This window comes from Nemorincola caseinilytica, from assembly GCF_039540515.1.
Taxonomy (GTDB): domain Bacteria; phylum Bacteroidota; class Bacteroidia; order Chitinophagales; family Chitinophagaceae; genus Nemorincola; species Nemorincola caseinilytica.
The window spans coordinates 354,874-377,918 of the sequence record NZ_BAABFA010000010.1; the positions used below are offsets into that span (position 1 = coordinate 354,874).

The window sequence follows — 23,045 nt, forward strand, 5'->3', positions numbered from 1 at the left end:
TATTACGCTCATATCTTGCTCAATGGAACGTGAAAATTGAGCCTTTATCGCAACTATCATTGCAAGTGTCGATTTTACATCCACCACAAATATTCTGAAAGGCTTGCCTGCCTTGCATTTCGTCCAGTTTGACTCTTAATCACAGCACCTGATTAAGTATCAGGTATCCTCTACTTAGCACCTTCCCGTAAATAGTATTTTCAACCTTTCGATTAAGCTAAATTTATCCCAGGTCAGAAATGTCGGTACTCTACTAACAGCTCCGGTTATTTCGTAATTATTAAGTTCTTCATCAAGAGTAGCTAAACCATTTAGTATTAAAACTACATTTGCTTTTTCAGTTGCAGGATCCAACGGTGTTTGTGTCTGGAATGACTGGTGAGCAATGTCGCCTCTATTTTTACCAAAGTTATTAAGCGTAGTTTTTAATAACGGGTCTACATCAAAGCCAATCGGCCGAAAGAAGTTAATTAGACTATTTTCTTTCACACCATTATTACTTTTAATTACATCCTTCAAATTGTTATAGGACTTAGCCACCATAGAATAAGGTAAATCTTTTTTACCGTTGTAGCTAAATGCCAAATGGAATATAATAGGAGAAATCATTGCTTTATTGGCATTCCATTTATTGTATGCTCTATCAATTATCTCCGTGGTATAATCTTCTAAATAGGCTTCAATTTCTGCATGACAAAGCAAACAATATGAGCGAATCATATCTTGGTCTTGAGGGGTATATGATCCCGTGAGATTAATAGCAGGTAACAAATGGCCTTCCAACTGCGTTGTTCTGGCAACAAGTGTATTATATCTTGCAGATGTCGCCATTACTTTATATGAGTTTAATTCCGGAATCAGTTTTTTGAGGAACTTTTATCTCTTTATTCAAAATGGACTTCAGCCCATTGCCCCATTCTGAATATCGTTTAGCAGTAGGTTCGATGTTCTTTGTTGAGCTTTCCAAACTTTTTAAAAATTCAATGTCATTTGAGCACAAATTTTTAAAATGCGCAACAACCTCGTCCTTCTTTTGTATCGCTTCCTCTCGAATTTCTGGGATAGAGAAATAATAAGACATTATATCAAAGACCGGTCTGTTAAAAACACCTGTAAATTCATTTTCCGAATATTTATTGAAAGCATCATCCCCAAATATTTTGAACGTAGCATCAATAGCATTTTTAAGCTCTTCCGCTTGTGTTAATATTCCAGAACTGTCTTTATCATACTCTTTATTTAGTAAATCGCAAGTGGTATCCAAGAAGTCCTTTAGATTCCCGGTATATGATTCAATGTAATTTTTAAAAGCATAGTATCTTACAACCAACTCTACATCTCGCATTCTGTAGTCTGGCTTTTTAATTCTTAGTGCATTTTTTATTTGATCTGTTTGTGCGGAAAAGTTATCTGCAAAAGACGTAAAAGAGCCTGGAATCAATGCCTGTCTGAGTTCTTGGGGCGATAAAGGCAGACTACCGGTATTTAGCCTTAAAAAAACTGCATAGAGAAAATTTTGACTAGGCCAGTTCCTTATAATAACCGTTCGGATGGGCTGGTTATCGAACGATGATGTATATTTTGAGAAATCGAACTGGGCTAATAAATCAGTATATTTTTTCCCGTTTAAGTCATCCAGTATTTTTAGTCCTGTAAGTTTGAGTGGACTAAAATCATCATTTTCATCAGTAACACAAAATTGCCTAATGCTTAATAGCCGTTGTTTTCCATCAATAACAATATAAGAACCACGTTTGTCTTTCCTTTCCGCAAGGATTAATGGTGGAATTGGTAATCCCAAAATAGCAGATTCAATAAATCTACTTTTTCTGTCCGTACCCCAAGCATCTCTTCTTTGAAAATTTGGAGAGAGTTCAATATTCCCCTTTTTTAACTGGGATATTATTGTTTCCGTAGTCCAGTCGGTACCCCATAAAACGGCATCGGAAATTTTCGTCTTATCTAAGCCCTTTAAATCGTCCTCATTTTCTTGCCCGATTTTTTCTTCTTCACTGTAATTTGCTTTCATATTATTTCATCTTTCTTAAAGCCAATGTGATAAAAGTAAATTAATTATAGCAGTATTTATAATGCCAAGTGTATAAAGGTGCTTTGTTAGGCGCTACCCATGCAATCCGTCGATGGAACTTTGATTACAAGTCAAAAATCCTTGCATAAAAGCAGGCATTGGGATCTTTCAGTATCTTTATTACACAATCAATTATTGACATTATGGAACACAAACTGCAAACCCAATTACATAATTTTCGCTACAACAGTTTTATTATTAAAGAACCTTTAACGATAGAGTGGTTTAGATATGACCTTGATGAGGATTTAGAGGAAAACAGTACTGGATTCAATGCTGCTGACTTGAAGTTGTTCCAGGATTATGTAGTTTCAAACGAAACGAATTTCGGAGGTCCGAAAAACTACTTTACTGTGAGCTCAGGTGAGGTTCCGATGGAGGACGTTTATGAATTTAGTTCCTGATGAACGCTTGCGGCATCCTGAATACCTCGTAATTAAACCAAAACCATCGATAGAACGGGATGGAAAGATTTCCCGCTTCATGGACATTATGTTGTCAACCAATGATGAGGATAACCACACATATAACTTACCCTTTGGAGTTGTCGGCAGAATCATAAGCATGAGTTAGTGACAGCGTTGGTGGCCTCAACCGCCTCAATCAGTTGCCGGTAATAACAAGTCGCATATTCAGTCACAATACTGGTGCTTCGCCACGCGCTGCGCATGCAATCCATCGATAGTAAAACAAATACTCAATATTGTACGTTACATAGTTTCAATCATTGACAGACAAGCAAAAGGAAGTATTGAGCCACAAGGATAATTGCCCATGCGTAGCTCTCTCATAATCAGGTGGTCCTAGGTTCAAGTCCTAGTGGGCCCACCAAAATTTCGCGAAGATGCCGGATCTCCCGGCATCTTTCTTTTTTGTGCGGTTATGGTTGTCCCCGTAGTTGTCCCTAAGCTCAATATTAGCCTTGAGTAGACCATAAAACCTTTTAAAGAGATCTTTTGGTTGTCCTTTGCATGATCGTCTTTATATATCCTCCAATTTAGTATCATCGACAAGAAAAGGGTATCCTCTTTTGCTTGTTAGTAAATAAGAGCATAGGTCGGGGATCTGCTTTGAGCCACTTTGACGATGGCTGCCTTGCACCCATCCACAGGCAGGGCGCACGCTACCATACTCTCATACTTTTTAATACATTTGCAGCAGACCCCGGCTATTCCTTCTACCTCATCAGTATAATGGATGTGTATGGGCCTGTAACAACATTCGACCTTGAATTACAAAGCCCCGCATATCATAGAATTCCCCAAGCTGGGGGAAAGCCCCACAGGATACATCTCGGTGACAGAGAACCGGCAAATGCCCTTTGAGATAAAAAGGGTGTTCTGGACCTATTTCACCCCCGAGAGCGTGGTGCGCGGGCGGCATGCACACTACAAGACCGAACAGGTGATAGTGGCCGCCGCCGGCAGGATCATCGTATCTACCGAGAATGCCGCCGGGGAGATAGAGGTCTTCACGCTCAATGAGCCTACACAGGGGGTGTACATACCACCCAATGTATGGCATACCATGCAGTACTCGCATACGGCCATACAATTGGTACTGGCCTCTACAGAGTATACCGAGGCCGACTATATAAGGAAGTACGACGACTTCAGGCAGGTGTGGGGCACAGAAGCGGCAAATAACAAATAACACCATATACCAAAAACACGACGGGAAGGAAGATCCCCGCAAGCTCATGAGAATACCTTTTCTTTCGTTCGCAAAAATGAATGCCGATGTAAGGGCGAAGCTCACCCCGGCATTCGAGCAGTTCATAGATTCGGGTTGGTATATACTGGGCAGTGCGGTATCTGCGTTCGAACAAGAGTATGCGGCATGGTCGGGTACCACCCACTGTATAGGCGTGGCCAATGGGCTGGACGCCCTGGTGCTATCGCTCAAGGCCCTGAACATAGGCCCCGGAGACGAGGTGATAGTACCATCCAACACTTATATAGCCTCATGGCTGGCCGTGTCTTATGTGGGCGCCACACCGGTACCCGTAGAGCCCCATGCCGCCACCTGCAACATAGACCCCACGCTTATAGAGGCCGCCATCACCCCGGCCACCAGGGCCATAATGCCCGTGCACCTCTATGGCCAGTGCTGCGAAATGCAGCAGATAGTAGATATAGCCACACGCCATGGGCTGCATATAGTAGAGGACAATGCACAGGCGCAGGGCGCTACCTGCAATGGCAGGCTCACCGGTAGCTTTGGCGCGGTGAACGGCACCAGCTTTTACCCCGGCAAGAACCTGGGCGCCTATGGCGATGCCGGTGCCGTGACCACCAGCGACCCTGCCCTGGACAAGCGTGTGCGCATGCTGCGCAACTACGGCTCTGAGAAAAAATATTACAACGAGGAAAAAGGCATCAACTCGCGGCTGGACGAGTTACAGGCAGCCCTGCTGAGCGCAAAGCTGCCCTACCTGCAGCAGTGGAACCACGAGCGTGTGCAGATAGCCGCCTGGTACAACGAAGCGCTGGCGGGTATACCCGGCCTGCGCCTGCCACAGGTGGCCGAGGGCTGCACCCATGTATACCACATATATATGGTGAGGACCGAAAGGCGGGACGAACTGCAGGCATGGCTGGCCGGTAAGGGTATAGGCACACTCATACACTACCCGGTGGCGCCGCACATGCAGCAGGCCTATGCCGACCTCGGCTATAAGAAAGGCGACTTTCCGCTGGCCGAGGAGATAGCGGCCACCTGCCTTAGCCTGCCGCTATACCCCGGCCTGTCTTTCGAGGCCGTGCAGGAGATAGCCAGCCATATCAAAGACCTCTTCAGATAGCGGGTATAGTTATAGCGCTATTTGCCATGAGGAAGAGAGTACAGGTAAGACAGTATTAACGCAAAAAGCACACCGATTATAAAAAATGGGCATAGAAGTAAGAACAGACATTTTGCCGCCACCGCAGCACGAAGGTGACATATTCAATACGATGGCGTTCTTCGGTCTGTACAAAAAGCCCGGGTCGGTCTTCCTGCTGCTGTACCGCGATGGCGGGTATGCAGGCCATGTACACTTTACCGATATAGCGCCCCATGTTTTTAAAAGCCCCTACAGGGGCACCTATGGTGGTTTCGAATTTGCCGAAGGAACACCGCCCGATGTGGCAAAAGAGTGCATAGAGGCTGCATGCAGCTACCTGCAGCAGCAGCACGGTGCCCGAAAGATAATTATCACCACTGCGCCCTTTGCGCACAGCGTGCATCGTTCTTCCTGGCATTATCATCTGTACATGAATTGCGGTTTTGCGGTACAGGGGCAGGAGATAAACCACGCCCTGGTGGTAGATGATACCCCCATACTGGAAAAAATGATGCGCAACAACCGCAAGCGGTACAACAAGTGCCAGCGCGAGGGTTTCGGGTTCGTGCAGGTGACAGAGCCAGAGCAGTTCGCCGACATTTACAATGTGATACATGCCAACAGGGACGCCCGTGGCTATACCGTGAGCATGACGCTGGAGCAGATAATGGACCTGTACCGCGTGTTCCCGCAGCGGTTGTTCTTTTTCAAGGTCACGGGGGGCGAAGGCGATGCTGCATCGGCCATTTGCATCAGGCTTAGTAGTAGTGTGCTATATGTTTTTTACTGGGGCCATACACCCGGGTTCGAACAGTATAGCCCTGTAGCATACCTGGCGGGTGGTATATACGACTTTGCCCGGCAGCAGGGCTACAGCCTCATAGATGCCGGTACGTCGTCGCTGGATGGCGTGCCCAATTTCGGGCTGGCGGCCTTCAAAGAGAATCTCGGGTTCACCGCATCATTAAAGCTAACATATTCCAAGACATATGAATAGGGACCTTGCCGACTACCAGGAGCAGTATTCCAAACAGCCGTATGAGAAATACCAGGTGGCCTTCAGAAAGCGAAAGCTGAAGGAGATACTGGCCCGCTACCGGCACAACAGGCTGCTGGAAGTAGGCTGCGGACTGGAGTCTATCTTTCTGGATGTGGATACTTATGAGCAAATGGTGATAGTGGAACCTGCAGCCATATTTTACGAAAAAGCGTTGCAGGATGCTGCCCAGATGCCCGGAAAGGACATAACTGTAGTGAACGCACTGCTGGAGGATGCGGGTGCTGCCATAGCCGGGCGCAACTATGATATGGTGCTTGTAAGCAGCCTGCTGCACGAGATACCCGACCAGCAGCGGTTCCTGGGTACTGTGCATGGCCTGTGCGGCCCCGATACCGTTGTTCATATAAATGTTCCCAATGCCAGGTCCTTTCACCGGCTACTGGCCGTAGAGATGGGGCTGATAAAGAGCGAGTTCACCCCCTCGGACAGCAATATCCTCTTTCAGCAGCATACCGTGTTCGATGAGGACCTGCTATGCCGCGTAGTACAGCAGGCCGGTTTCGAGGTGGTAGAAAGCGGGTCTTATTCCTTCAAGCCATTCACCCACGGCCAGTTGCAGAAGATGATAGATGCCGGGCTCATAACAGAGGCTATGCTGGATGGCTTCTACAAAATGGAGCGCTACCTGCCCCATCTTTGCTCTGAGATATATGTGAACGTAAAAAAACAGAAAGCATGAAAGCTACGGCCGATGTGATAGTATATGGCAACAACGTGGGCGCATTGGTAGCGGCCATAGAGCTGGCCACCACCAACAAGGTATTGCTGGTGAATCCCATACCCAACTGGGGCGCGCACTTTGCGGGCACCACCATCAATGGACACCTTTTCGATATAGGCATGAACTATTTCGAGTTCACGGGATTTCACCAGACCTCCGGCGACCTGATGAGCTACGATGTGACCCGGCGCAACGATTCGGCACGTTTCTTTCACCTGGTGCGGCAGTATTTCGAAAGCAGGATAGATATCTGCGAGGTGCCTGCCCCGCAGTGCTTTGTAGATGGCCTGTATGCCGGCGATATCGTTATTGCCAACGAGCTGAAGGTGCTGAAGCTGCTGCCCGCAGAGGCAAGGGACAGGATGCGCACCGAGCTGCAGGCCATAGTGGCCGCGGGGCTCTTTGCGCTGCATGCCTCCCGCAAAAAGCTGGATGAGGCCCTCTTCCTCGCTACCGATTACCGTACGGTATCGGTAAGCAACCACGGGCAGACCTTTCACGATCTTTTCATAGAGCCGCTCTGCCGCAAGATATTCAATATGTCATCGGCAGATATGCCGGCCATCTTCCACCGTATACCGTGGGCGCCATTGTTCTATCCCGAAACACTGCTGGATATTTTGAACGGTGGCGAGGCAAAACTATCCGATACTCCTTTTCACTACCCTGCAGCGGGCCATTTTGCCGCATGTATAGAGGCGCTGGTGCAAGAGGCGCAGCAGCACCCCAACATCACTATGATACGCGACAAGGTGACCGGGCTATCGTATGACGGCAGCTATACCATGACCACCGGCGATACAGAGCTGCACGCGCAGCAACTGGTATGGTGCGCCGACCTGCAAAGCCTGCTGCTGTGTGCCGATGGTGTACAGCGGCCACAGTTCCAGAGAACGTCCATAGCCCTCGTATTCCTGACCATAGATAAAAAATACCTGGACAGATCATTTTCTACCTTGTTCGTCTTCGATACCGGCAGCCCTGTATACCGCATCACCGACCAGGACCATGCTGCCGGTACCGGCAATGAGGTGCACCGGGTAGTGGTAGAGGCCAACTGCGACCAGCTGGCCGCCTACGGCATTGCCGATGGTGCAGGGCTGGTGGCGCACACTGCCGCGCTTCTGAAAAGTATGGGCATATGCACCGAGCCCGGCAAGGGAGAATATTTATCGAAATATTTCCAAAATGCAATAAATCTGCCTATTTTGCCCAATCTTCATCTGTTCACTAAGTTGCAGGCCGAGGTTCGGGAAAGGTTTCCCGGTATCGAGCTGGTAGGCAATGCATCGGGCTATGTTTCCACGTCGTTCAATGACCAGGTAGTACAGGCAATGAAGCTGGGCCTGAAGTATAATTAAATAAGAATTTATGAGTGTTACAAAGGAAGAGCTCGACAAGATCGCATCGGAATATCATGATAAAGATGTGATGCAGGACAAATTCATCGAAGATGAATGTCAGTTCTATACATACAAATGGGTTTTCGAGCAGATGGCCGGCTGCCGCACAGTACTGGAAATGGGCTATGGCGAAGGCAACTTTACCCACGAGCTGGTAGAGCGTGGCTATACCCCAACGGTGATAGACGGCTCGGGCCAGTTGCTGGCAAAGGCCCGCGAGATACATGGCGATAAGATAGAGACAGTGCATGCGCTGTTCGAAGAATATGTGCCTGCACAAAAGTTCGACTGCCTGCTGGCCACTCATGTGCTGGAGCATGTGGACGACCCCGTGGGGCTGCTGCTGCACATGAAGAACTGGATAACCGATAACGGAAAGATCATCATCATAGTTCCCAATAAAGAGTCGCTGCACAGGCAACTGGCCGTGATAATGGGGCTGCAGCCTGCGCTGGATACCCTGGGCGCGCGCGATGTGCTGGTGGGGCACCAGCGCGTATACTCGCTGGGCACACTGGAAGAGGATGTGCTCAAAGCAGGCCTGGCGGTAAAAGCCAAGGCAGGCTTTTTTCTGAAAACACTACCCAACTCTATGATGCTGCAATATTCGGTAGAGCTCATCAGGGCATTGAACCAGATATCGCCTATGTTGCCGCAGGATCTGCTGGCGAACATAGGTATGGTGGCAGGAAAAGCATAAGTATGTCGAAGATCACGATCATAACACCTTGCTACTTCAACGAGCTGAACATACCTGTGTATGCGCAGCGTATGATAGAGAACGAAAGTACCTTTCCCGAAGGTGTGACCTTTGAATATGTGCTTGTGGACGATGGGTCGAAGGATAATACCTGGGCCGAGCTGGAAAAATTCCATGCCAGCTACCCGCACAAGGTGAAGATCATCAAACTTGTCAGGAATTTCGGGTCTACGAATGCGGTATACTCGGCATTGCCATATGCCACCGGCGATTGCATCGCCATCATATCGGCCGATCTGCAGGACCCGCCGGCCATAATAGCGAAAATGTACAGCCACTGGCAGAACGGCTATAAGCTGGTACTGGCCAACAGGACCAATCGCGAAGAGTCTTTTGTACAAAAGCTGATGGCCAATATCACACATGGTATGGTGCGCAAATGGGGCCTCAGCAACCTGCCGGCAGGTGGCTTCGACCTTAACCTTTTTGACAAAGAGGTGCGCGATGTGATAGTGACCATGGACGATAAGAACTCTTTCTTCCCCTACCTGCTTATATGGCTGGGGTACGAATATGTGAGCATTCCGTATGTGCGCCAAAAGCGCGAGCTGGGCAAGTCTACCTATACGCTCACCAAAAAAATAAAGGTGTTCGTAGACTCATTTGTGGCTTTTTCCTTCTTTCCTATACGCCTCATATCGGTACTGGGCCTGCTGCTGGGTAGCTTTTCGCTCATACTTATAGTGGTAGTGGTGATAAGCAAGATAATGGGCGGCGTGCCCATAACCGGCTGGAGCAGTATGATGGCAGTGATACTTTTTGTTTCTTCCTTCCAGATGATAGGGTTGGGCATAATAGGCGAATATGTATGGCGCGGTTTGGAATCATCGAGGAAACGCCCAAACTATATAGTAGACAAAGTGAAACAATAACGGGCTGTGAAGAGCCCCTTCGAGGTAAAATATTATTCTTTAATTAATGTTGTGGCATATAAACTGGTAGCAGGATAACAAGTTTGCGCTATCTTTACGGCCTTATTTCCCCCAATATAATATATATAAATGAGCGAGAACATCAGCAAACACGACGAGATACAACTGAAATATTACGAAAATCAGGTTGATGATTATGAGAAGGAAGGCGGAATGCTGGAACGCACCACTAACCGTGGGTATAAAAGAAAAGCTACCATCATAGCAGCTACGCTGGGCCCGCAGGCACAAAAAAGTGTGCTGGAAGTAGGCGCCGGTAGCGGGCTGCTTACCTACTTTGCCGTAGATACCCTGAAGGCAGGTAAATATCGCGCACAAGACCTGTCTCAGAGCATGGTAGAAAGGGCCGGTAAGCGCGTGCAGCGCCCCGAACTGAGCTTTGAGGTGAGCGATGCGAACCACTTGCCTCATCCCGAGGGCACTTTCGATTCGGTATTCGGCGCAGATATCATACATCACCTCTCCGATCCCGTACAGTCGCTCACAGAGTGGCGCCGCGTTACCAAAACAGGAGGCCATATATGTGTGATAGAAAGCAATGCATACAACCCGCTCAATTTTAGGAACATAGGCGATGAGCACGAGGTAAGGAGCTTTCTGAACACCGATAAGAACCTGAAAAAATGGATGGAAGAGGCCGGCTGGAAGAATGTGAAAGTGGTACCTGCGCCCAGCTATACGCCGCCGGGCCCGGCTTTCCTGGTGCCCCTCTTCACTATCATAGACAAGATATCGCCCAGCATACCCGGATGGCGCAAGCTGACAGCGGCCTGGGTGCTGAGCGGCGAAAAATAATGATATCTCTCCGCGATATAAGATAAAAAGCAGACCGCCTTCCCTACTGGGAAGGCGGTCTGCTTTCGGGCCATGCCCGACACCTATTTCTGGTAAAATACTTTGTCTTCCTTGGTTATCTGCCATATGCGCAGCATGGCCGTGAGGTCTTTGGAGGCGGTAGTGTCCGTTATTTTTTCCCAGGCCATTATGGGGCATTGTTCATCCAGCGCCACCACTCTTTCTTTCGATGCGGCTATTTTGCGAAGGGCGTTCTTCTCGCAAGAGTTATCGGGCATGGCATTGAAGCTGACACTGGCAAAGTGAATGAGCGGTATGGCCACATAGGCGCGGTACAGCAGTATGTGCTGCCGCGGTATGGCGCGCAGCAGGTAAAAGGCCGACATGCCGTAGAACAATGCCAGCGATGTGGTGACGGGCGAGAAAACATCGCGGCGAATGATGTAGGGCCTGTAAAAACGATACCCGCCCAGGGGCAGCATAACGGTATACAGTATATTGAACAGCATGACCCAGGCAAAGAAGCTGAGAAGCTGCCGGGCGCGCTCATCACCTTTGCGACGCAGCAGCAGCACTACATTCAGCACTACCATGGCCGATAGCAGCCAGTAGCCCTTGATGCTGAACTGTATGCCCAGGCCTGTCCACATTTTGCTGTACCGCTCCTGTATGGATATCTGCTTGATAAGGCCCTCGGCATTGTGCAGTGTAAGAAAGCGGCAATAGGCCGAGGCCAGCAGGATGATAATGCCAAGCACCCAGTAGTAAATGGGTATCTGGGTAGTAGCGCCCCAAAAGCGACGCAGAAGCGATGTACCGGCAGCAGCCTGGCGAAAGTGCTGCAGCCACAGCGCGAATAGCACGAAACAGTACACTATGCACAGCAGCGGCCCCGCCAGTGGGCCATTGATGCCTATGTAAATACCCAGTATGGCCAGCCCTACCATGGTAGATACCGACATATGCTCCTTGCCATAGAACCCGCTCATAAAGAACGGGAGGAAGAAGAGCATGACACAGAAGTTGATGAAAGAATAATTGAAGTCAACTATTATCATGGGGTCTACTATGCCCATACCGAAGGAATAGCCACCTACCTGGAAGAGCGGAGTGATAAGCAATGCGGCCAGAAGGATCTTGCGGTCGAAGAGACGCTTGCGGCCGGTGATATATATGCAGAAGAGGTAAAGGAATGCGGCCTTCAGCACCATTGCAAAGAGGCCCACCGTGGCATACACACTATCTATGGGCGATACGAAATGCCGGAAGAATGCCGGGAGGATGCGAAAGTACTTGTGCACCGTAATGTGGGCCAGGTAGCCACCGGCGCCTACATACCTGTGCCCGTGCAGCAGTATGCCTATCCCGAAGGGGTCGTTGGCCGCAGGCTTCACTATATCGGCCGGTAGTGCGTTCAGCACCACATCCCCATCCAGCGGGTTGTGAAAGTGGAAGTAGAACGTAGCTGCTAAGTTTATGAGCAGGTACAACACTATGCCTGCTTTTGCCATTTTGCCCATAAGAAGGTCTTGCGGCCACCGGGCCATAAAATGTACAAGTATTTATTATATCAGAACGAGATCCCTTTGGTATTCACCGTCACCTTCAGCCCCCTGAGAGATGCGAGCAGGGCTTGTACCTCAGAGCGCATCATATTCAGCCTGATGCTGCTATCGCCGCCGGGGCTGTGAATAATAAGAAGGAAACTGAATTCGTTGGCCTTTATAACAGTGAGCCCCGCTATGGCATCAGCAGAGATGGTAACGGGCCGAAGGACGGGTACTAGCGAACGGAATGTAAGGGTCTGCCCCGCTAACCCCGCCAGTTGGTACCTGCGCAGCACTATACGCAGGCATACGGCAAACGCCAGTATGGCAAAAACAAGCCACACCCAGGCATTGCCAATGATATACTTGGACACTAAAAGAGTGGCCAGCAGAGCGAGCGCATGAGCCCCTATGGTCCTGAAACCAAAAACCTGCTTCATATATGTTGTTAAGATCAACAAATATAGCGCAAATCCGGAGGATGGTTATACCCGGAGGTCGCACAGGTGCAGGCACCCGGCTGCTTTAGTTTCAGCCGGTCAGAAAATATGGGTGAACCCGTAGAACGCTATACCTGCTCCTGCCCCGGTAAGGCCATAGAGCACCACATAATAGCCTATACTGGCCTCGGGAAAAACACCCAGAAGCGTAAGTAAAAAACTGGCAAAACACATCACCGCGCCTGTCAGTATCATACTCAGCCCGCGTGACCGCTGCTGGCCCAGGTATAGCTTCATCGTTTCGGCCACCAGCTCTTTTACATAGGCCAGTGGCAGGTCCATCGCGGTCAGCATGGCTTCTGCTTCTTCCTGCGTTCTTCCCTGCTGCAGCATCTGCAGCACCCTGTCCGACAGATGTTTTTTTTCGTCTGCGCTTTGCATGTTCCGGGCGGTACCCTAACGGTATATTCAAACCTATATTTTTTCAGATATACTGCGCATGATATTCGTCAGGTATCGGTATCGGGGGCCATGTTCTTGTCCGGTTCGAAGGATATCACAGCGTACCTCTTCTTGCCTGCTCGGCCTCTATCGATTCGAACAGCGCCTTGAAGTTGCCCTTGCCAAAAGACCTGGCCCCCTTGCGCTGTATGATCTCGAAGAACAGGGTAGGGCGGTCCTCTACGGGCCGGGTGAATATCTGCAGCAGGTAGCCCTCCTCATCCCTGTCCACCATTATGCCCAGGCCTTTTAGCAGTTCCATGTCTTCGGCTATCTCGCCTACACGGTCTGCCACAGTATCGTAGTAGTCTCCCGGCACATGCAGGAACTCCACTCCTCTCTTCCTCATTTCCGATACCGTGAACACTATATCATCCGTAGCCACTGCTATATGCTGGCAGCCGGGGCCTTCGTAGAAATCCAGGTATTCTTCTATCTGCGACCTTTTCAGTCCCACAGCAGGCTCGTTTATAGGGAATTTTATGCGCCCGTTGCCATTGGTCATCACCTTGCTCATGAGGGCCGTATACTGTGTAGATATGTCCTTGTCGTCAAAGGTCACAAGGTTGGCAAAGCCCATCACCTTTGCATAGAACTCTGCCCACTTGTTCATACTGCCCAGCTCCACATTGCCCACCATATGGTCTATATATTTCAGGCCGGTATGCCCGGAGTTATGGTCCGACCGCCACTCTGTATACCCGGGCAGGAAGATGCCCGTATAGTCCTTCCGCTCTACGAACAGGTGTACCGTATCGCCATAGGTATGTATGCCGGCGCGCACTACCTCGCCCCATTCATCTTTTTCCACCACGGGCTCCAGGTACGATACCGCACCACGCCGCATCACTTCTTCATAAGACCGCCTTGCATCGTCTACCCACAGTGCTATCACTTTTATACCGTCTCCATGCTTTTTTATATGGTCCGATATGGGATCGTCCGAGCGCAGTGGTGTCGTCAGCACCAGCCTTATCTTGTCCTGCCTTAGCACATACGATACCTTGTTCCTGCTGCCGGTCTCCAGCCCCGCATATGCAAGGCTCTGAAAGCCGAATGCCGTCTTGTAAAAGTGTGCTGCCTGCTTGGCATTGCCTACATACAGCTCTACATGGTCGGTACCGTTCATAGGCAGAAAGTCATCTGCCTTTTCGAATATCTTCTCAAGACCGTAATTGTAATTAACGGTGTCCTTAAGTGGTGTTGCCTGCATATTTGGTTCTTTTGGTGCGTACAGAAATAGAATGTCTTTTTTATGCCTCGTGTGGCAGCCACGAGCGGTAGTAATCCTTTACTTCCAGCCTTAGTGCCTCTTCGGTTATCATCATAGGGGCAAAGGGGTCTATCATCACGGCCAGTTCCTGTGTCTCTTTCTTGCCTATGCTGCGCTCTATGGCGCCGGGGTGCGGGCCATGCGGTATGCCACCCGGGTGCAGTGTCAGCTGGCCCTTCTGTATGTTGTTGCGGCTCATGAAGTCGCCATCTACATAGTACAGTATCTCGTCAGAGTCTATATTGCTGTGGTGGTAGGGCGCTGGTATAGCATCGGGGTGATAGTCGTACAGCCTGGGTACGAACGAGCATACCACGAAGCCTGCGCTCTCAAAGGTCTGGTGAATGGGCGGTGGCATATGTATGCGGCCCGTTAGTGGCTCGAAGTCGAAGATGGAAAAGGTATAGGGGTAGTGATGGCCATCCCATCCCACTACATCGAATGGGTGATAGAGGTACACATAGGGGAATATGGTGCCCTTCTTCTTTATCAGCACATCGAACTCGCCCTTCTCATCTATGGTCACCAGGTCGCGTGGGCGTTTTATATCGCGTTCGCAAAATGGCGAGTGCTCCAGCAGTTGCCCGAATTCGTTGCGGTACCTCTTTGGCGTATATACAGGGTCGAACGATTCTACTATCAGCAACCTGTTGTCCGCATCGTCGAACACTATCTTGTACACCGTTCCGCGGGGTATCAGTATGTAGTCGCCATAGGCAAATGGTAGCTGGCCATACATGGTCTGCACGCGCCCCGATCCCCTGTGTACGAATATCAGCTCGTCCGCATCGGCATTCTTGAAGAAGTAGGGTGTAGATGTGGTAGGCGCGGCCAGCCCTATATGCAGTGCGCTGTTCACGAAGAGTGTCTTGCGGCTTTCCATGTAGTCGTTGCAGGGCTTTATATCAAAGCCCTTAAAGCTCATGGCGTTCAGGCTGTTCTCTATGGCTATCTCCGGCCTTACAGAATATGGCTTGCCCTTCTGCCGCACGCATGTAGGTGGGTGCAGGTGGTATACAAGAGAAGACAGGCTGCTGAAGCCCTGTGTACCTACAAGCTCCTCCTGGTACAGCTTGCCCTCGGTGTTGCGGAATACAATGTGACGCTTGTGCGGGATGTGCCCTAATGAATGATAGATCGGCATTCTGGTAGATCTTTTATGCCGCAATCTTACGCGCTTAAAAAGCAGCAGATCATGACCTGCATCATCCCGCCCTTCCTGCATACAGATGCGCATCACAACTTACAGAATGCTCTATAAGCCTCATCTGCCGTGCATTTGCGATGGTACCGCTGTGTATAATGTACGCCATGTGTTCCTGGTCAGGCCGGGGGCCGAGAAAGGTCATACGTCTTTACTATACCACCTTATGCCATTGTGCAGCTCTGTAGCGCGGTATGCTATCTGCAGCACACGCCTGTGCCTGTTCGTAAGCGCATAGGGCGACTTATGTAGCACCAGCGGCGATAGCAGCATTATACCGCCTTTCCTCACAGTGCATTCTGTTATCTTATGGCTTCTTACTGTATCGCCCATATCTGCGGCCGCTACTATGCCCAGCCGGTGTGTGCCTGGCAGTGCCCATATGGCGCCATTGGTGCCATCGCAGTCGTCCAGGTGTATCCTCACGGTCACCAGTTTTTCCAGTACTGCTACCGGTGGTACCACATGTGGTATTCCCGCCTCTACGGTCCACCCTGTATATCCGGTCGTCTCTATCTTTTCCTGCACAGCTATTTTCAGGTCCTGGTGCCAGTCCAGTCCCCAGTTATTGTCTTTTGTTTTATCCAGCACTATGGCGTGAAAGGGCACCGCGCCATCACCTGTCAGCGGTCGTACAATGCTCATCAGCCCTGCCGATGCAGCAATATCATATACGGCATCTATGGCCAGCAGGTCATTGCTGTTATCATATTCAAATACACCTTTCTTTTCCATTGCCTCAATGAGACCATCTATCTGCGCAGCAGTATAAAAACCCTCTATTACGACAAAGCCGTTCCTTCCGTACTGTTCTGCGGTCTTCTCTATCTGCATACCGGCAAAGATGCAGAATGACCTGCCATGTACCGCAGAAAATTTTTAACACGAAAACACTTTGTATTTCAAAGTGATCATTGTAACTTTGAAATACAAAGTACTTTTAGATGTATCATAAAACCATCTTATAAACTATAAAAAAGACCAGATATCATGACACAGATCCATCTTTCATCGCAGGGCAGTGGCTGGAATACCCTGGGAAAACGCATGCTGCTGGGCGGGGCCATAGGTCTTGCCGTTATATCGTTCTTTGTGCTGGGGGCAGACAGGCCCGTACCGCCCGAGTGGGGCGAGCTATGGATGGTACGTCCCCTCATAGTTACACCTCTTGCCGGTGTATCGGCCGGGGCCATGTATCACTTCACCGATCGTATGTTTCCCCGGCGCGGCTGGCAGCGCATAGTGGCCAGGACATTCAGCGTGCTGGCCTACATAGTGGCCATATGGCTGGGCACAGTGCTGGGCCTTGCAGGTACCATGTGGAACTGATCCTCTAAAAAATAAAAGAGAGTTACCATAAGTAACTCTCTTTTTTAAAGATGGTATCGGTTCGTTTTGCCCTGCAGGCTGTATCGCCTCTACCATCCTTATTCTACCTGCTTCCGGTCCCTGTTCGGGGCAAGACGATGAATATCGGTCATCGGGTCAGCGTATGTTTCCATATGCATTCTTCCCGCGCTTCTATTTCATCTTCTCATATAGCCCTACCAGTTCTCCTTCTGCAAGTATATGCCCCCGCATCTTCTTCTCAAGGCTGGCCTTGTCGGTGTTTATATCTATATTCAGTTTAGCATCCAGCGCATATACTGTGAAGTAGTAGCGGTGCGATCCGTCTGGCGGGCACATGCCTTTGTACGCATGCTTTGCCAGTGTGTTCATGCCGGTCTTGCCGCCATCATAACCTTCGGGTATGCTGGTCATGGGGTCTATGTTCCATTTCACCCAGTGGGTAAATCCGCCTGCTACCTTCGCATCGGGGTCGTGCAGTACTATGGCCAGCGAGCGCGTATTGGCAGGCAGGTTGTTTATCTGCAGCGGAGGGCTTACATCTTCCCCCTCACAAGTATATTTGGCGGGTATGACCCCGTTGTGTGTAAAGGCCGGGCTGCTTACCGAAAGTTCTCTTGCCGGTTTGAAAGCGGAAGAGAGCATGGCCAGGCCGAATGCTACCGAAAGAATGCCTGCGTACCGCATGATCACAAGTTTTTAAGAGTGATAGAATAAGGTTTCTTTTTGCCGGGGCGGGGAACTTTGCGCCCCCTTTGCCCTGTTCATCCTGTCTCTTTTTTACAGGATCGGTTCGCTGATACAAAGATCCTACGATCGCGGACCGGAACCGTTATACACTCCTGTGCTGCATTTATATCATTCTCACATGGCTGCTATGCTATAAAACTCCCCCATTTCCTCACTCCTTCTATGGCCCGGTGGTAAAGTATCTTTGAGGTGCCTTTTATCCATTCGTCATGAAAGCATTATATATCACCGTCACCTGCCTTTTGCTATGCGGTGGCATAGCTGCGCAAAGCCCGCAGGCCACACCACTGAGCATAGGCCATACAGAAAAGATACACTCTGCCACACTGGGCGAAGACCGTATACTGAACATATACCTGCCCGATGGCTATGCCGCGGATAAGAACAAAAGCTATCCTGTGCTGTACCTGCTGGATGGCAGCGCCAATGAAGATATGCTGCAGATATGCGGTATAGTACAGTTCCTGAACATGATAGGTGCCATGCAGCCTACCATTGTGGTAGGCATAGCCAATGCAGACCGCAGGCGCGACTTCACATACCCATTATCTGCCGGGCAGAGCTACCCGGCCTTCATACCCAATGCCCGGCAGCAATTCGCCACTGCGGGCGGTGCCACCCCCTTCATGGACTTCCTGGAGCGCGAGGCCATACCATTCGTAAAGAACCATTACAGGACCACCGATACCACTACCCTCATAGGGCAGTCGCTGGGTGGGCTTTTTGCCTCGCAGGTACTACTGCAGCGGCCCCATATGTTCCGCACATACATCATTGTAAGCCCCAGCCTGTGGTGGGATGGCGAGTCGCTGCTGGCGCGTGCGCCCGCACTGCTGAAAGAGCATAGTACTGCCCATGCCACGGTATACATATCTACCGGCGGCGCCGAGGACGATGTGATGAAAAAAGATGCCGAAAAACTACGCGACCTGCTAAAGCAGCACAAAGGCATGCGGGTACTCTACCATCCCGAGAAAATGGAAAGCCACCTCACCATACTGCACAACTGTATCTATCATGCGCTTACACGGCTGAACGGGCCGAAGAAGTAATGTTCTACACCACTATCGATACCTTCTATATCGCTAGCCGCTAAATAACCTACCTTTACTCTATGATCCCCAACTGGCAGCAAGGCATAGTAAGGCGCATAGAGCAGGCCACACACAATACCCGCAGGTATTGGATAGAGCTGCCCGATACCTCCGCGCTCGACTTCAGACCCGGCCAGTTCGTCACGCTCGATCTGCCTGTGCACGAGCAGCGCAATCGCCGCTGGCGCAGCTACAGCATAGCCTCTGCGCCCGATGGTACCAATGTCATAGAGCTGCTGGTGGTACTGGTAGAGGGGGGCCTCGGTTCGCGCTACCTGTTTGATGAGGTAAGAGAAGGCAGCGCCCTTACACTGCGCGGGCCACAGGGCGTGTTCGTACTGCCCGAGGCTACCGATAAGGAACACTTCTTCATATGCACAGGCACAGGTATAGCACCCTTCCGCAGCATGCTGCGCTATATGGATACGCACAAGCCGGAAGGCTATAAGGTGAACCTCATCTTCGGAACCCGTACCCAGGCCGATCTGCTGTATCACGATGAGATGTTGGCGTTGCAGGAAAGCCTGCCGCACTTCCGCTACCTGCCCACCCTTTCGCGCCAGCAGTGGCATGGCCCTACAGGTTATGTACACGCCATATACGAGCAGCTATGCTCGGCGCGGCAGCCGGCCTCATTCATGCTATGTGGCTGGCGCGATATGATAGACGAGGCCAGGGCCCGTATACAGGCCCTGGGCTACGACAAAAAAGATATTCAAATAGAGATATATGGCTAGGCCGGCGGTCATTTATTCTCTTCACCGTTCACCATATCGCCATACTCCTCGTCATAGGCCTCCCATAGTTCTATACGGTTGCCTTCAGGGTCGGTGATGTGTGCGAACTTGCCGTATTCATGTACCTGTGTCTCGCCCACCTGTTCTATGCCTTCTTCTTTTAGCTGTGCCAGCAGCCGCTCCAGGTCCTCTACGCGAAAGTTCACCATGAATTCCTTTCCATTAGGGCCAAAGTAGCTCGTATCGGCTTTGAAAGTGCTCCACAGCGTATAGCCCTTTTTCTGCGGCATGTCCGCATGTCGCCATTCGAATGTTGCGCCATATTGTTCGGCATTCAGGCCCAGGTGCCTGTTGTACCATTCGCGTTGTGCTGTGGGGTCCTGGCATTTGAAGAATATACCACCTATACCGGTCACACGTTTGGGTTGAGACATGATGTAGCTATTTTGTTATGCATAAAAATAGAAAAAGCCGTGGCAAGTACCACGGCTTTCCGTCAATATCTGTAAAAAGGCCTTATTCTATAATAGCTCCGAATTCGTTCAGGGTAGCTATCAGCTGTGTCCTGTTCTCTGTCATGCCGGTCTGCTTGTAGCCCATGGCCTTAGAGAAGAGCGCGCGCTGTGTCTTGGTAAGGGCAACGCACCTATCCCTTTCGGTGGTAGATGTCGCATCGCGCATCTTGTAGCGCACCACCTTCATCTCGTCGTTCACCAGCTGGTTCACCGCGCCAAAGAGCATCTCGGCCTGCGGGGTGTTGTTGGCAGCTATGGCCGCGTCCAGCTCATGCACGCGCGCCATGTATTCGCTTTTGGACACAGGTGTGGCCTGGTCCAGCGGGGGCGTATGCGCCGTTGTCTGTGCCACCGATGCTGCGGCAATGGCCAGCAGCATGCTACATAGTAGGAACAAGCGTTTCATAGATCGGAAAATATATTTTTTACCCACCGGGGTATCAGAATATTAGTATATCGTGGCCGAAAAGTCGCCCAGCTTGGTATGTATGGCGGCCCTGTTGGCGGCAAGGTTGGGTTTCAGGCCCCATACCACGCGGTATATAGCTATCTGGTTGTCCAGTATGCTGCGGTACGATGCTTCTACCGCCGGCGATGAAGCTGTCTGTATGCTGGTCTTGGTAGTGGCCAGTACGCTCAGCATCATGGTGTGTATCTCTTCCCATGTTGCCTGTGCTGCTGTTATATTACCATCGCCCAGTTGGGTGTCCATCAGGTTCACCTTGGCGTTGAATGCAGATTGGGTAACAGGTGCGGCAGGTGCCGGGGTATATGCCGATACCGGCTGTACAGAGGTAACGCCTATTGTGGCGGTAAGCATGAATAGTGCAAAAAGAACGCGTTTCATTGCTATTGATTTTTTATAAAGGTAAATAAAATTTGACTAATTGTTACTTTTTAAGACCTGATCATCACTTCTCTTCATCTAAGACAGTAGCACCCCCCCTGTATAGTTGGGTCTTGTACCGCAAAGAAGGTGAAATTAACAATTCGCCCAGCCCTAAAGAGCTCCATTTATTATCAATTGTTTTAATAGTGACGTCATCCGCAACGATAATGTTAGGCCACGGCCGGTCGAAACTGTCATATTTTTTTGTCTTTCGTGTGCCATCCAGTCCTAATATGTTCCTGACCGGGCCGCCATACATATGGTCGCGGCGGGGGTCCAGGTTGTTGCAGAAGCGCCAAAGCACATCGGCTATGTCGGCCGTGTCTACCGTATGCTCTACATACAGTATCATTTTCAGGCCTTCCATACCGGGCTCGGTGCATAGCCTGCTGTGCAGGTCTGCCACATGGCCCGGCCGGTCCTTGGCCATGGCCACAAATAGCACAGGTATTCCCCATTCGCGCATCAGCCTGTCGCTTATGCTTGTTATCTCGCCATATTTGGTCTTCAGCATAGCGGCAGAGAAACTGCCCGGCATTTTGTAGGCTGCCGCAGGCGTATTCATCTCCTCCTCCGTTTTGCGGGTGCCGTCTATGCACATTTTTCCGCCAAAGCCCATTTTGGAGCAGCTGTGATCCAGCACATCCATCGGCCCCTGGCTGAAGTATACATCCGTAGCGGGGTCCAGGTTGTCAAATACCTCTTTGGCCAGGCGCGCATAGTCGTCTATGCGTACGCCGGTAGCGGCCTCGCCATCGGCCAGTACCAGTATCTTGTTGAACATCATTTGCCCTGCGCCCCACATGGCGTTCATCACCTTTTGTCCCTGCCCGGGATATTCCTTGTTTATAGTGGCTATCACCAGGTTGTGAAAAACACCCTCTACCGGCATGTTCATGTCGGCTATCTCGGGCACCATCGTCATTTTTATGGGGGTAAGGAAGATGCGCTCCGTGGCCTTGCCTATCCAGGCATCCTCCTGCGGGGGTATGCCCACTATAGTGGCCGGGTATATGGCATCTTTGCGGTGGGTGATGGCCGTTACATGAAAACGCGGGTACCAGTCTGGCAGCGAGTAGTAGCCGGTATGGTCGCCAAAGGGGCCTTCCCATATCAGTTCCTCGTTGGGGTCCACATATCCTTCTATTATTATATCTGCATCGGCCGGTACTTCTATTTCCGGCTGGGTAATGCAGCGCACCAGGCTCACCTTTTTCTTGCGCAGAAAGCCCGCCAGCATATATTCATCTACGTTCTCGGGCAGCGGGGCCGTAGCGGCATAGGTATATACCGGGTCGCCACCCAGCGCCACGGCCACAGGCATACGTTTGCCCAGTTTCTTGTACTCGTTGTAGTGCCTGGCCGATACCTTGTGCCTGTGCCAGTGCATACCCGTCATGGTATCGTCGAACACCTGCATGCGGTACATACCTATATTACGCATGCCCGTAGCGGGCTCTTTGGTATGTATGGCAGGCAGGGTTATGAAAGGCCCGCCATCCTCCGGCCAGCACTTCAGCACGGGCAGTTTGCTCAGGTCTGGGGTGGTCATCACTACCTCCTGGCAGGCGCCGCGGCCGCTCACCACGTGCGGCATATACGATGCGAACTTGCCCAGCTGCGGCAGCATGGCCAGCTTGTCCAGCAGGCCGTTCTTGGGGGTGCTCATTTTTTTCAGCAGGGCGTCTATGTCGTTCATCACCTCGTCCAGGTGGTTCACGCCCAGCGCCATGCACATGCGCTTGTCGCTGCCCATAGAGTTGATGAGCAACGGGAAGCCCGTGCCGGTATTCTCGAAAAGAAGTGCTTTGTTCCTGTTGCCGGCCTTCGATATGCGGTCGGTCACTTCTGCTATTTCCAGTACAGGATCCACGAATTCCTTTATCCTTACCAGTTCGCCTGCCTGCTCCAGTGCGTCTACGAACGCGCGGAGTGATGTATATGCCATGTGTGCAAAGTTAGCGTATGCCACGCAGTGCGCCATAGTATAGCCATATCGCCGGATAAAGGCATTTTATAAGCCATGCCCGGGCAGGAGCGATGTTATGCCTTGTTCAATTTTTCGGGGTATTTCGTTGTATAGTATGCAATAACATTTGAAAAAACGGGTAAATAAAATAACTTTACACTGCAACCGCCCCCGAAGAATATACTATTCCCCCTT

At 50.4% G+C, this 23,045-nt stretch carries 25 protein-coding genes; 12 read left to right on the plus strand and 13 right to left on the minus strand.

What is annotated here, in order from left to right; translation table 11 throughout:
- Nucleotides 1–174: 174 nt before the first annotated feature.
- Entirely contained in the window at nucleotides 175–831 is a 657-nt protein-coding gene (locus tag ABD843_RS09050; RefSeq protein ID WP_345081794.1) for a HEPN domain-containing protein, read from the minus strand.
- Nucleotides 832–835: 4 nt separating this feature from the next.
- Nucleotides 836–2,029, minus strand: a complete 1,194-nt coding sequence (locus ABD843_RS09055) for a GmrSD restriction endonuclease domain-containing protein (protein ID WP_345081797.1) — start codon at nucleotides 2,027–2,029, stop codon at nucleotides 836–838.
- A 203-nt stretch (nucleotides 2,030–2,232) separates the two neighbouring features.
- On the opposite strand from ABD843_RS09055, the gene ABD843_RS09060 reads away from it, so the two are divergent.
- From ABD843_RS09060 to ABD843_RS09100, 9 genes are all read left to right on the plus strand, one after another.
- Nucleotides 2,233–2,493, plus strand: a complete 261-nt coding sequence (locus ABD843_RS09060) for a hypothetical protein (RefSeq protein WP_345081800.1) — start codon at nucleotides 2,233–2,235, stop codon at nucleotides 2,491–2,493.
- An 823-nt stretch (nucleotides 2,494–3,316) separates the two neighbouring features.
- Nucleotides 3,317–3,742, plus strand: coding sequence for a sugar 3,4-ketoisomerase (locus ABD843_RS09065; RefSeq protein WP_345081803.1), 426 nt, complete (start codon nucleotides 3,317–3,319; stop codon nucleotides 3,740–3,742).
- A gap of 46 nt (nucleotides 3,743–3,788) precedes the next feature.
- Nucleotides 3,789–4,892: a DegT/DnrJ/EryC1/StrS family aminotransferase gene (locus tag ABD843_RS09070; RefSeq protein WP_345081806.1), complete on the plus strand. Its 1,104-nt coding sequence runs from the start codon at nucleotides 3,789–3,791 to the stop codon at nucleotides 4,890–4,892.
- 85 nt (nucleotides 4,893–4,977) lie between these two features.
- Nucleotides 4,978–5,910, plus strand: coding sequence for a GNAT family N-acetyltransferase (locus ABD843_RS09075; RefSeq protein ID WP_345081809.1), 933 nt, complete (start codon nucleotides 4,978–4,980; stop codon nucleotides 5,908–5,910).
- Complete coding sequence (locus tag ABD843_RS09080; protein ID WP_345081812.1) at nucleotides 5,903–6,652, plus strand: methyltransferase domain-containing protein; 750 nt, start codon at nucleotides 5,903–5,905, stop codon at nucleotides 6,650–6,652. The genes ABD843_RS09075 and ABD843_RS09080 overlap by 8 nt, the downstream gene beginning before the upstream one ends.
- Nucleotides 6,649–8,055, plus strand: a complete 1,407-nt coding sequence (locus tag ABD843_RS09085) for a hypothetical protein (protein WP_345081815.1) — start codon at nucleotides 6,649–6,651, stop codon at nucleotides 8,053–8,055. Before ABD843_RS09080 ends, ABD843_RS09085 begins: the two co-directional genes overlap by 4 nt.
- A 10-nt stretch (nucleotides 8,056–8,065) precedes the next feature.
- Entirely contained in the window at nucleotides 8,066–8,797 is a 732-nt protein-coding gene (locus ABD843_RS09090; protein WP_345081818.1) for a class I SAM-dependent methyltransferase, read from the plus strand.
- 2 nt (nucleotides 8,798–8,799) lie between these two features.
- The gene (locus ABD843_RS09095) at nucleotides 8,800–9,729 is read left to right on the plus strand and encodes a glycosyltransferase family 2 protein (RefSeq protein ID WP_345081821.1); all 930 of its coding nucleotides are present in this window, start codon (nucleotides 8,800–8,802) and stop codon (nucleotides 9,727–9,729) included.
- Between the two features lie 129 nt (nucleotides 9,730–9,858).
- The gene (locus tag ABD843_RS09100; RefSeq protein WP_345081824.1) at nucleotides 9,859–10,584 is read left to right on the plus strand and encodes a class I SAM-dependent methyltransferase; all 726 of its coding nucleotides are present in this window, start codon (nucleotides 9,859–9,861) and stop codon (nucleotides 10,582–10,584) included.
- An 83-nt stretch (nucleotides 10,585–10,667) separates the two neighbouring features.
- Here ABD843_RS09100 and ABD843_RS09105 read toward each other — a convergent pair whose 3' ends face one another.
- The 6 genes from ABD843_RS09105 to ABD843_RS09130 form a co-directional block, all read right to left on the minus strand.
- Nucleotides 10,668–12,095, minus strand: coding sequence for a hypothetical protein (locus ABD843_RS09105; protein WP_345081827.1), 1,428 nt, complete (start codon nucleotides 12,093–12,095; stop codon nucleotides 10,668–10,670).
- 59 nt (nucleotides 12,096–12,154) lie between these two features.
- Nucleotides 12,155–12,571 carry a hypothetical protein gene (locus ABD843_RS09110; protein ID WP_345081830.1) on the minus strand — a complete coding sequence of 139 codons (417 nt, stop codon included), beginning with the start codon at nucleotides 12,569–12,571 and terminating at the stop codon, nucleotides 12,155–12,157.
- A 99-nt stretch (nucleotides 12,572–12,670) separates the two neighbouring features.
- The gene (locus ABD843_RS09115; protein ID WP_345081833.1) at nucleotides 12,671–13,012 is read right to left on the minus strand and encodes a hypothetical protein; all 342 of its coding nucleotides are present in this window, start codon (nucleotides 13,010–13,012) and stop codon (nucleotides 12,671–12,673) included.
- A gap of 115 nt (nucleotides 13,013–13,127) precedes the next feature.
- Nucleotides 13,128–14,285 (minus strand): 4-hydroxyphenylpyruvate dioxygenase, encoded by a 1,158-nt coding sequence (gene hppD, locus ABD843_RS09120; RefSeq protein ID WP_345081836.1) that lies wholly within the window; start codon nucleotides 14,283–14,285, stop codon nucleotides 13,128–13,130.
- A gap of 40 nt (nucleotides 14,286–14,325) precedes the next feature.
- Nucleotides 14,326–15,489, minus strand: coding sequence for a homogentisate 1,2-dioxygenase (locus tag ABD843_RS09125; RefSeq protein ID WP_345081839.1), 1,164 nt, complete (start codon nucleotides 15,487–15,489; stop codon nucleotides 14,326–14,328).
- 201 nt (nucleotides 15,490–15,690) lie between these two features.
- The gene (locus ABD843_RS09130) at nucleotides 15,691–16,383 is read right to left on the minus strand and encodes a phytanoyl-CoA dioxygenase family protein (protein WP_345081842.1); all 693 of its coding nucleotides are present in this window, start codon (nucleotides 16,381–16,383) and stop codon (nucleotides 15,691–15,693) included.
- Nucleotides 16,384–16,539: 156 nt separating this feature from the next.
- Between ABD843_RS09130 and ABD843_RS09135 the strand changes: the two genes are divergently transcribed.
- Nucleotides 16,540–16,878 (plus strand): hypothetical protein, encoded by a 339-nt coding sequence (locus tag ABD843_RS09135; RefSeq protein WP_345081845.1) that lies wholly within the window; start codon nucleotides 16,540–16,542, stop codon nucleotides 16,876–16,878.
- A 192-nt stretch (nucleotides 16,879–17,070) separates the two neighbouring features.
- Here ABD843_RS09135 and ABD843_RS09140 read toward each other — a convergent pair whose 3' ends face one another.
- The gene (locus ABD843_RS09140; RefSeq protein WP_345081848.1) at nucleotides 17,071–17,583 is read right to left on the minus strand and encodes a YbhB/YbcL family Raf kinase inhibitor-like protein; all 513 of its coding nucleotides are present in this window, start codon (nucleotides 17,581–17,583) and stop codon (nucleotides 17,071–17,073) included.
- 272 nt (nucleotides 17,584–17,855) lie between these two features.
- On the opposite strand from ABD843_RS09140, the gene ABD843_RS09145 reads away from it, so the two are divergent.
- Together ABD843_RS09145 and ABD843_RS09150 are read left to right on the plus strand one after the other, a co-directional pair.
- Nucleotides 17,856–18,698, plus strand: coding sequence for an alpha/beta hydrolase (locus tag ABD843_RS09145; RefSeq protein ID WP_345081851.1), 843 nt, complete (start codon nucleotides 17,856–17,858; stop codon nucleotides 18,696–18,698).
- 62 nt (nucleotides 18,699–18,760) lie between these two features.
- On the plus strand, nucleotides 18,761–19,477 hold the full coding sequence (locus ABD843_RS09150) for a ferredoxin--NADP reductase (RefSeq protein ID WP_345081855.1): 717 nt from the start codon (nucleotides 18,761–18,763) through the stop codon (nucleotides 19,475–19,477).
- A gap of 8 nt (nucleotides 19,478–19,485) precedes the next feature.
- Here the strand turns inward: ABD843_RS09150 and ABD843_RS09155 are convergent, their stop codons facing one another.
- The 4 genes from ABD843_RS09155 to ABD843_RS09170 form a co-directional block, all read right to left on the minus strand.
- Nucleotides 19,486–19,911, minus strand: a complete 426-nt coding sequence (locus tag ABD843_RS09155) for a VOC family protein (protein ID WP_345081857.1) — start codon at nucleotides 19,909–19,911, stop codon at nucleotides 19,486–19,488.
- An 82-nt stretch (nucleotides 19,912–19,993) separates the two neighbouring features.
- Nucleotides 19,994–20,398 (minus strand): hypothetical protein, encoded by a 405-nt coding sequence (locus tag ABD843_RS09160; protein WP_345081859.1) that lies wholly within the window; start codon nucleotides 20,396–20,398, stop codon nucleotides 19,994–19,996.
- A 42-nt stretch (nucleotides 20,399–20,440) separates the two neighbouring features.
- Nucleotides 20,441–20,839, minus strand: coding sequence for a hypothetical protein (locus tag ABD843_RS09165; protein ID WP_345081862.1), 399 nt, complete (start codon nucleotides 20,837–20,839; stop codon nucleotides 20,441–20,443).
- A gap of 64 nt (nucleotides 20,840–20,903) precedes the next feature.
- Complete coding sequence (locus ABD843_RS09170; protein WP_345081864.1) at nucleotides 20,904–22,829, minus strand: menaquinone biosynthesis decarboxylase; 1,926 nt, start codon at nucleotides 22,827–22,829, stop codon at nucleotides 20,904–20,906.
- Nucleotides 22,830–23,045 lie beyond the last annotated feature (216 nt).

What these genes read in the sequence shown, in the direction of transcription:
- ABD843_RS09050 (WP_345081794.1), bottom strand. Translation starts at nt 831, where the DNA reads ATGGCGACATCTGCAAGATATAATACACTTGTTGCCAGAACAACGCAG.
- ABD843_RS09055 (WP_345081797.1), bottom strand. Translation starts at nt 2,029, where the DNA reads ATGAAAGCAAATTACAGTGAAGAAGAAAAAATCGGGCAAGAAAATGAG.
- ABD843_RS09060 (WP_345081800.1), top strand. Translation starts at nt 2,233, where the DNA reads ATGGAACACAAACTGCAAACCCAATTACATAATTTTCGCTACAACAGT.
- ABD843_RS09070 (WP_345081806.1), top strand. Translation starts at nt 3,789, where the DNA reads ATGAGAATACCTTTTCTTTCGTTCGCAAAAATGAATGCCGATGTAAGG.
- ABD843_RS09075 (WP_345081809.1), top strand. Translation starts at nt 4,978, where the DNA reads ATGGGCATAGAAGTAAGAACAGACATTTTGCCGCCACCGCAGCACGAA.
- ABD843_RS09080 (WP_345081812.1), top strand. Translation starts at nt 5,903, where the DNA reads ATGAATAGGGACCTTGCCGACTACCAGGAGCAGTATTCCAAACAGCCG.
- ABD843_RS09085 (WP_345081815.1), top strand. Translation starts at nt 6,649, where the DNA reads ATGAAAGCTACGGCCGATGTGATAGTATATGGCAACAACGTGGGCGCA.
- ABD843_RS09090 (WP_345081818.1), top strand. Translation starts at nt 8,066, where the DNA reads ATGAGTGTTACAAAGGAAGAGCTCGACAAGATCGCATCGGAATATCAT.
- ABD843_RS09095 (WP_345081821.1), top strand. Translation starts at nt 8,800, where the DNA reads ATGTCGAAGATCACGATCATAACACCTTGCTACTTCAACGAGCTGAAC.
- ABD843_RS09100 (WP_345081824.1), top strand. Translation starts at nt 9,859, where the DNA reads ATGAGCGAGAACATCAGCAAACACGACGAGATACAACTGAAATATTAC.
- ABD843_RS09105 (WP_345081827.1), bottom strand. Translation starts at nt 12,095, where the DNA reads ATGGCAAAAGCAGGCATAGTGTTGTACCTGCTCATAAACTTAGCAGCT.
- ABD843_RS09110 (WP_345081830.1), bottom strand. Translation starts at nt 12,571, where the DNA reads ATGAAGCAGGTTTTTGGTTTCAGGACCATAGGGGCTCATGCGCTCGCT.
- ABD843_RS09115 (WP_345081833.1), bottom strand. Translation starts at nt 13,012, where the DNA reads ATGCAAAGCGCAGACGAAAAAAAACATCTGTCGGACAGGGTGCTGCAG.
- hppD (WP_345081836.1), bottom strand. Translation starts at nt 14,285, where the DNA reads ATGCAGGCAACACCACTTAAGGACACCGTTAATTACAATTACGGTCTT.
- ABD843_RS09125 (WP_345081839.1), bottom strand. Translation starts at nt 15,489, where the DNA reads ATGCCGATCTATCATTCATTAGGGCACATCCCGCACAAGCGTCACATT.
- ABD843_RS09130 (WP_345081842.1), bottom strand. Translation starts at nt 16,383, where the DNA reads ATGCAGATAGAGAAGACCGCAGAACAGTACGGAAGGAACGGCTTTGTC.
- ABD843_RS09135 (WP_345081845.1), top strand. Translation starts at nt 16,540, where the DNA reads ATGACACAGATCCATCTTTCATCGCAGGGCAGTGGCTGGAATACCCTG.
- ABD843_RS09140 (WP_345081848.1), bottom strand. Translation starts at nt 17,583, where the DNA reads ATGCGGTACGCAGGCATTCTTTCGGTAGCATTCGGCCTGGCCATGCTC.
- ABD843_RS09145 (WP_345081851.1), top strand. Translation starts at nt 17,856, where the DNA reads ATGAAAGCATTATATATCACCGTCACCTGCCTTTTGCTATGCGGTGGC.
- ABD843_RS09150 (WP_345081855.1), top strand. Translation starts at nt 18,761, where the DNA reads ATGATCCCCAACTGGCAGCAAGGCATAGTAAGGCGCATAGAGCAGGCC.
- ABD843_RS09155 (WP_345081857.1), bottom strand. Translation starts at nt 19,911, where the DNA reads ATGTCTCAACCCAAACGTGTGACCGGTATAGGTGGTATATTCTTCAAA.
- ABD843_RS09160 (WP_345081859.1), bottom strand. Translation starts at nt 20,398, where the DNA reads ATGAAACGCTTGTTCCTACTATGTAGCATGCTGCTGGCCATTGCCGCA.
- ABD843_RS09165 (WP_345081862.1), bottom strand. Translation starts at nt 20,839, where the DNA reads ATGAAACGCGTTCTTTTTGCACTATTCATGCTTACCGCCACAATAGGC.
- ABD843_RS09170 (WP_345081864.1), bottom strand. Translation starts at nt 22,829, where the DNA reads ATGGCATATACATCACTCCGCGCGTTCGTAGACGCACTGGAGCAGGCA.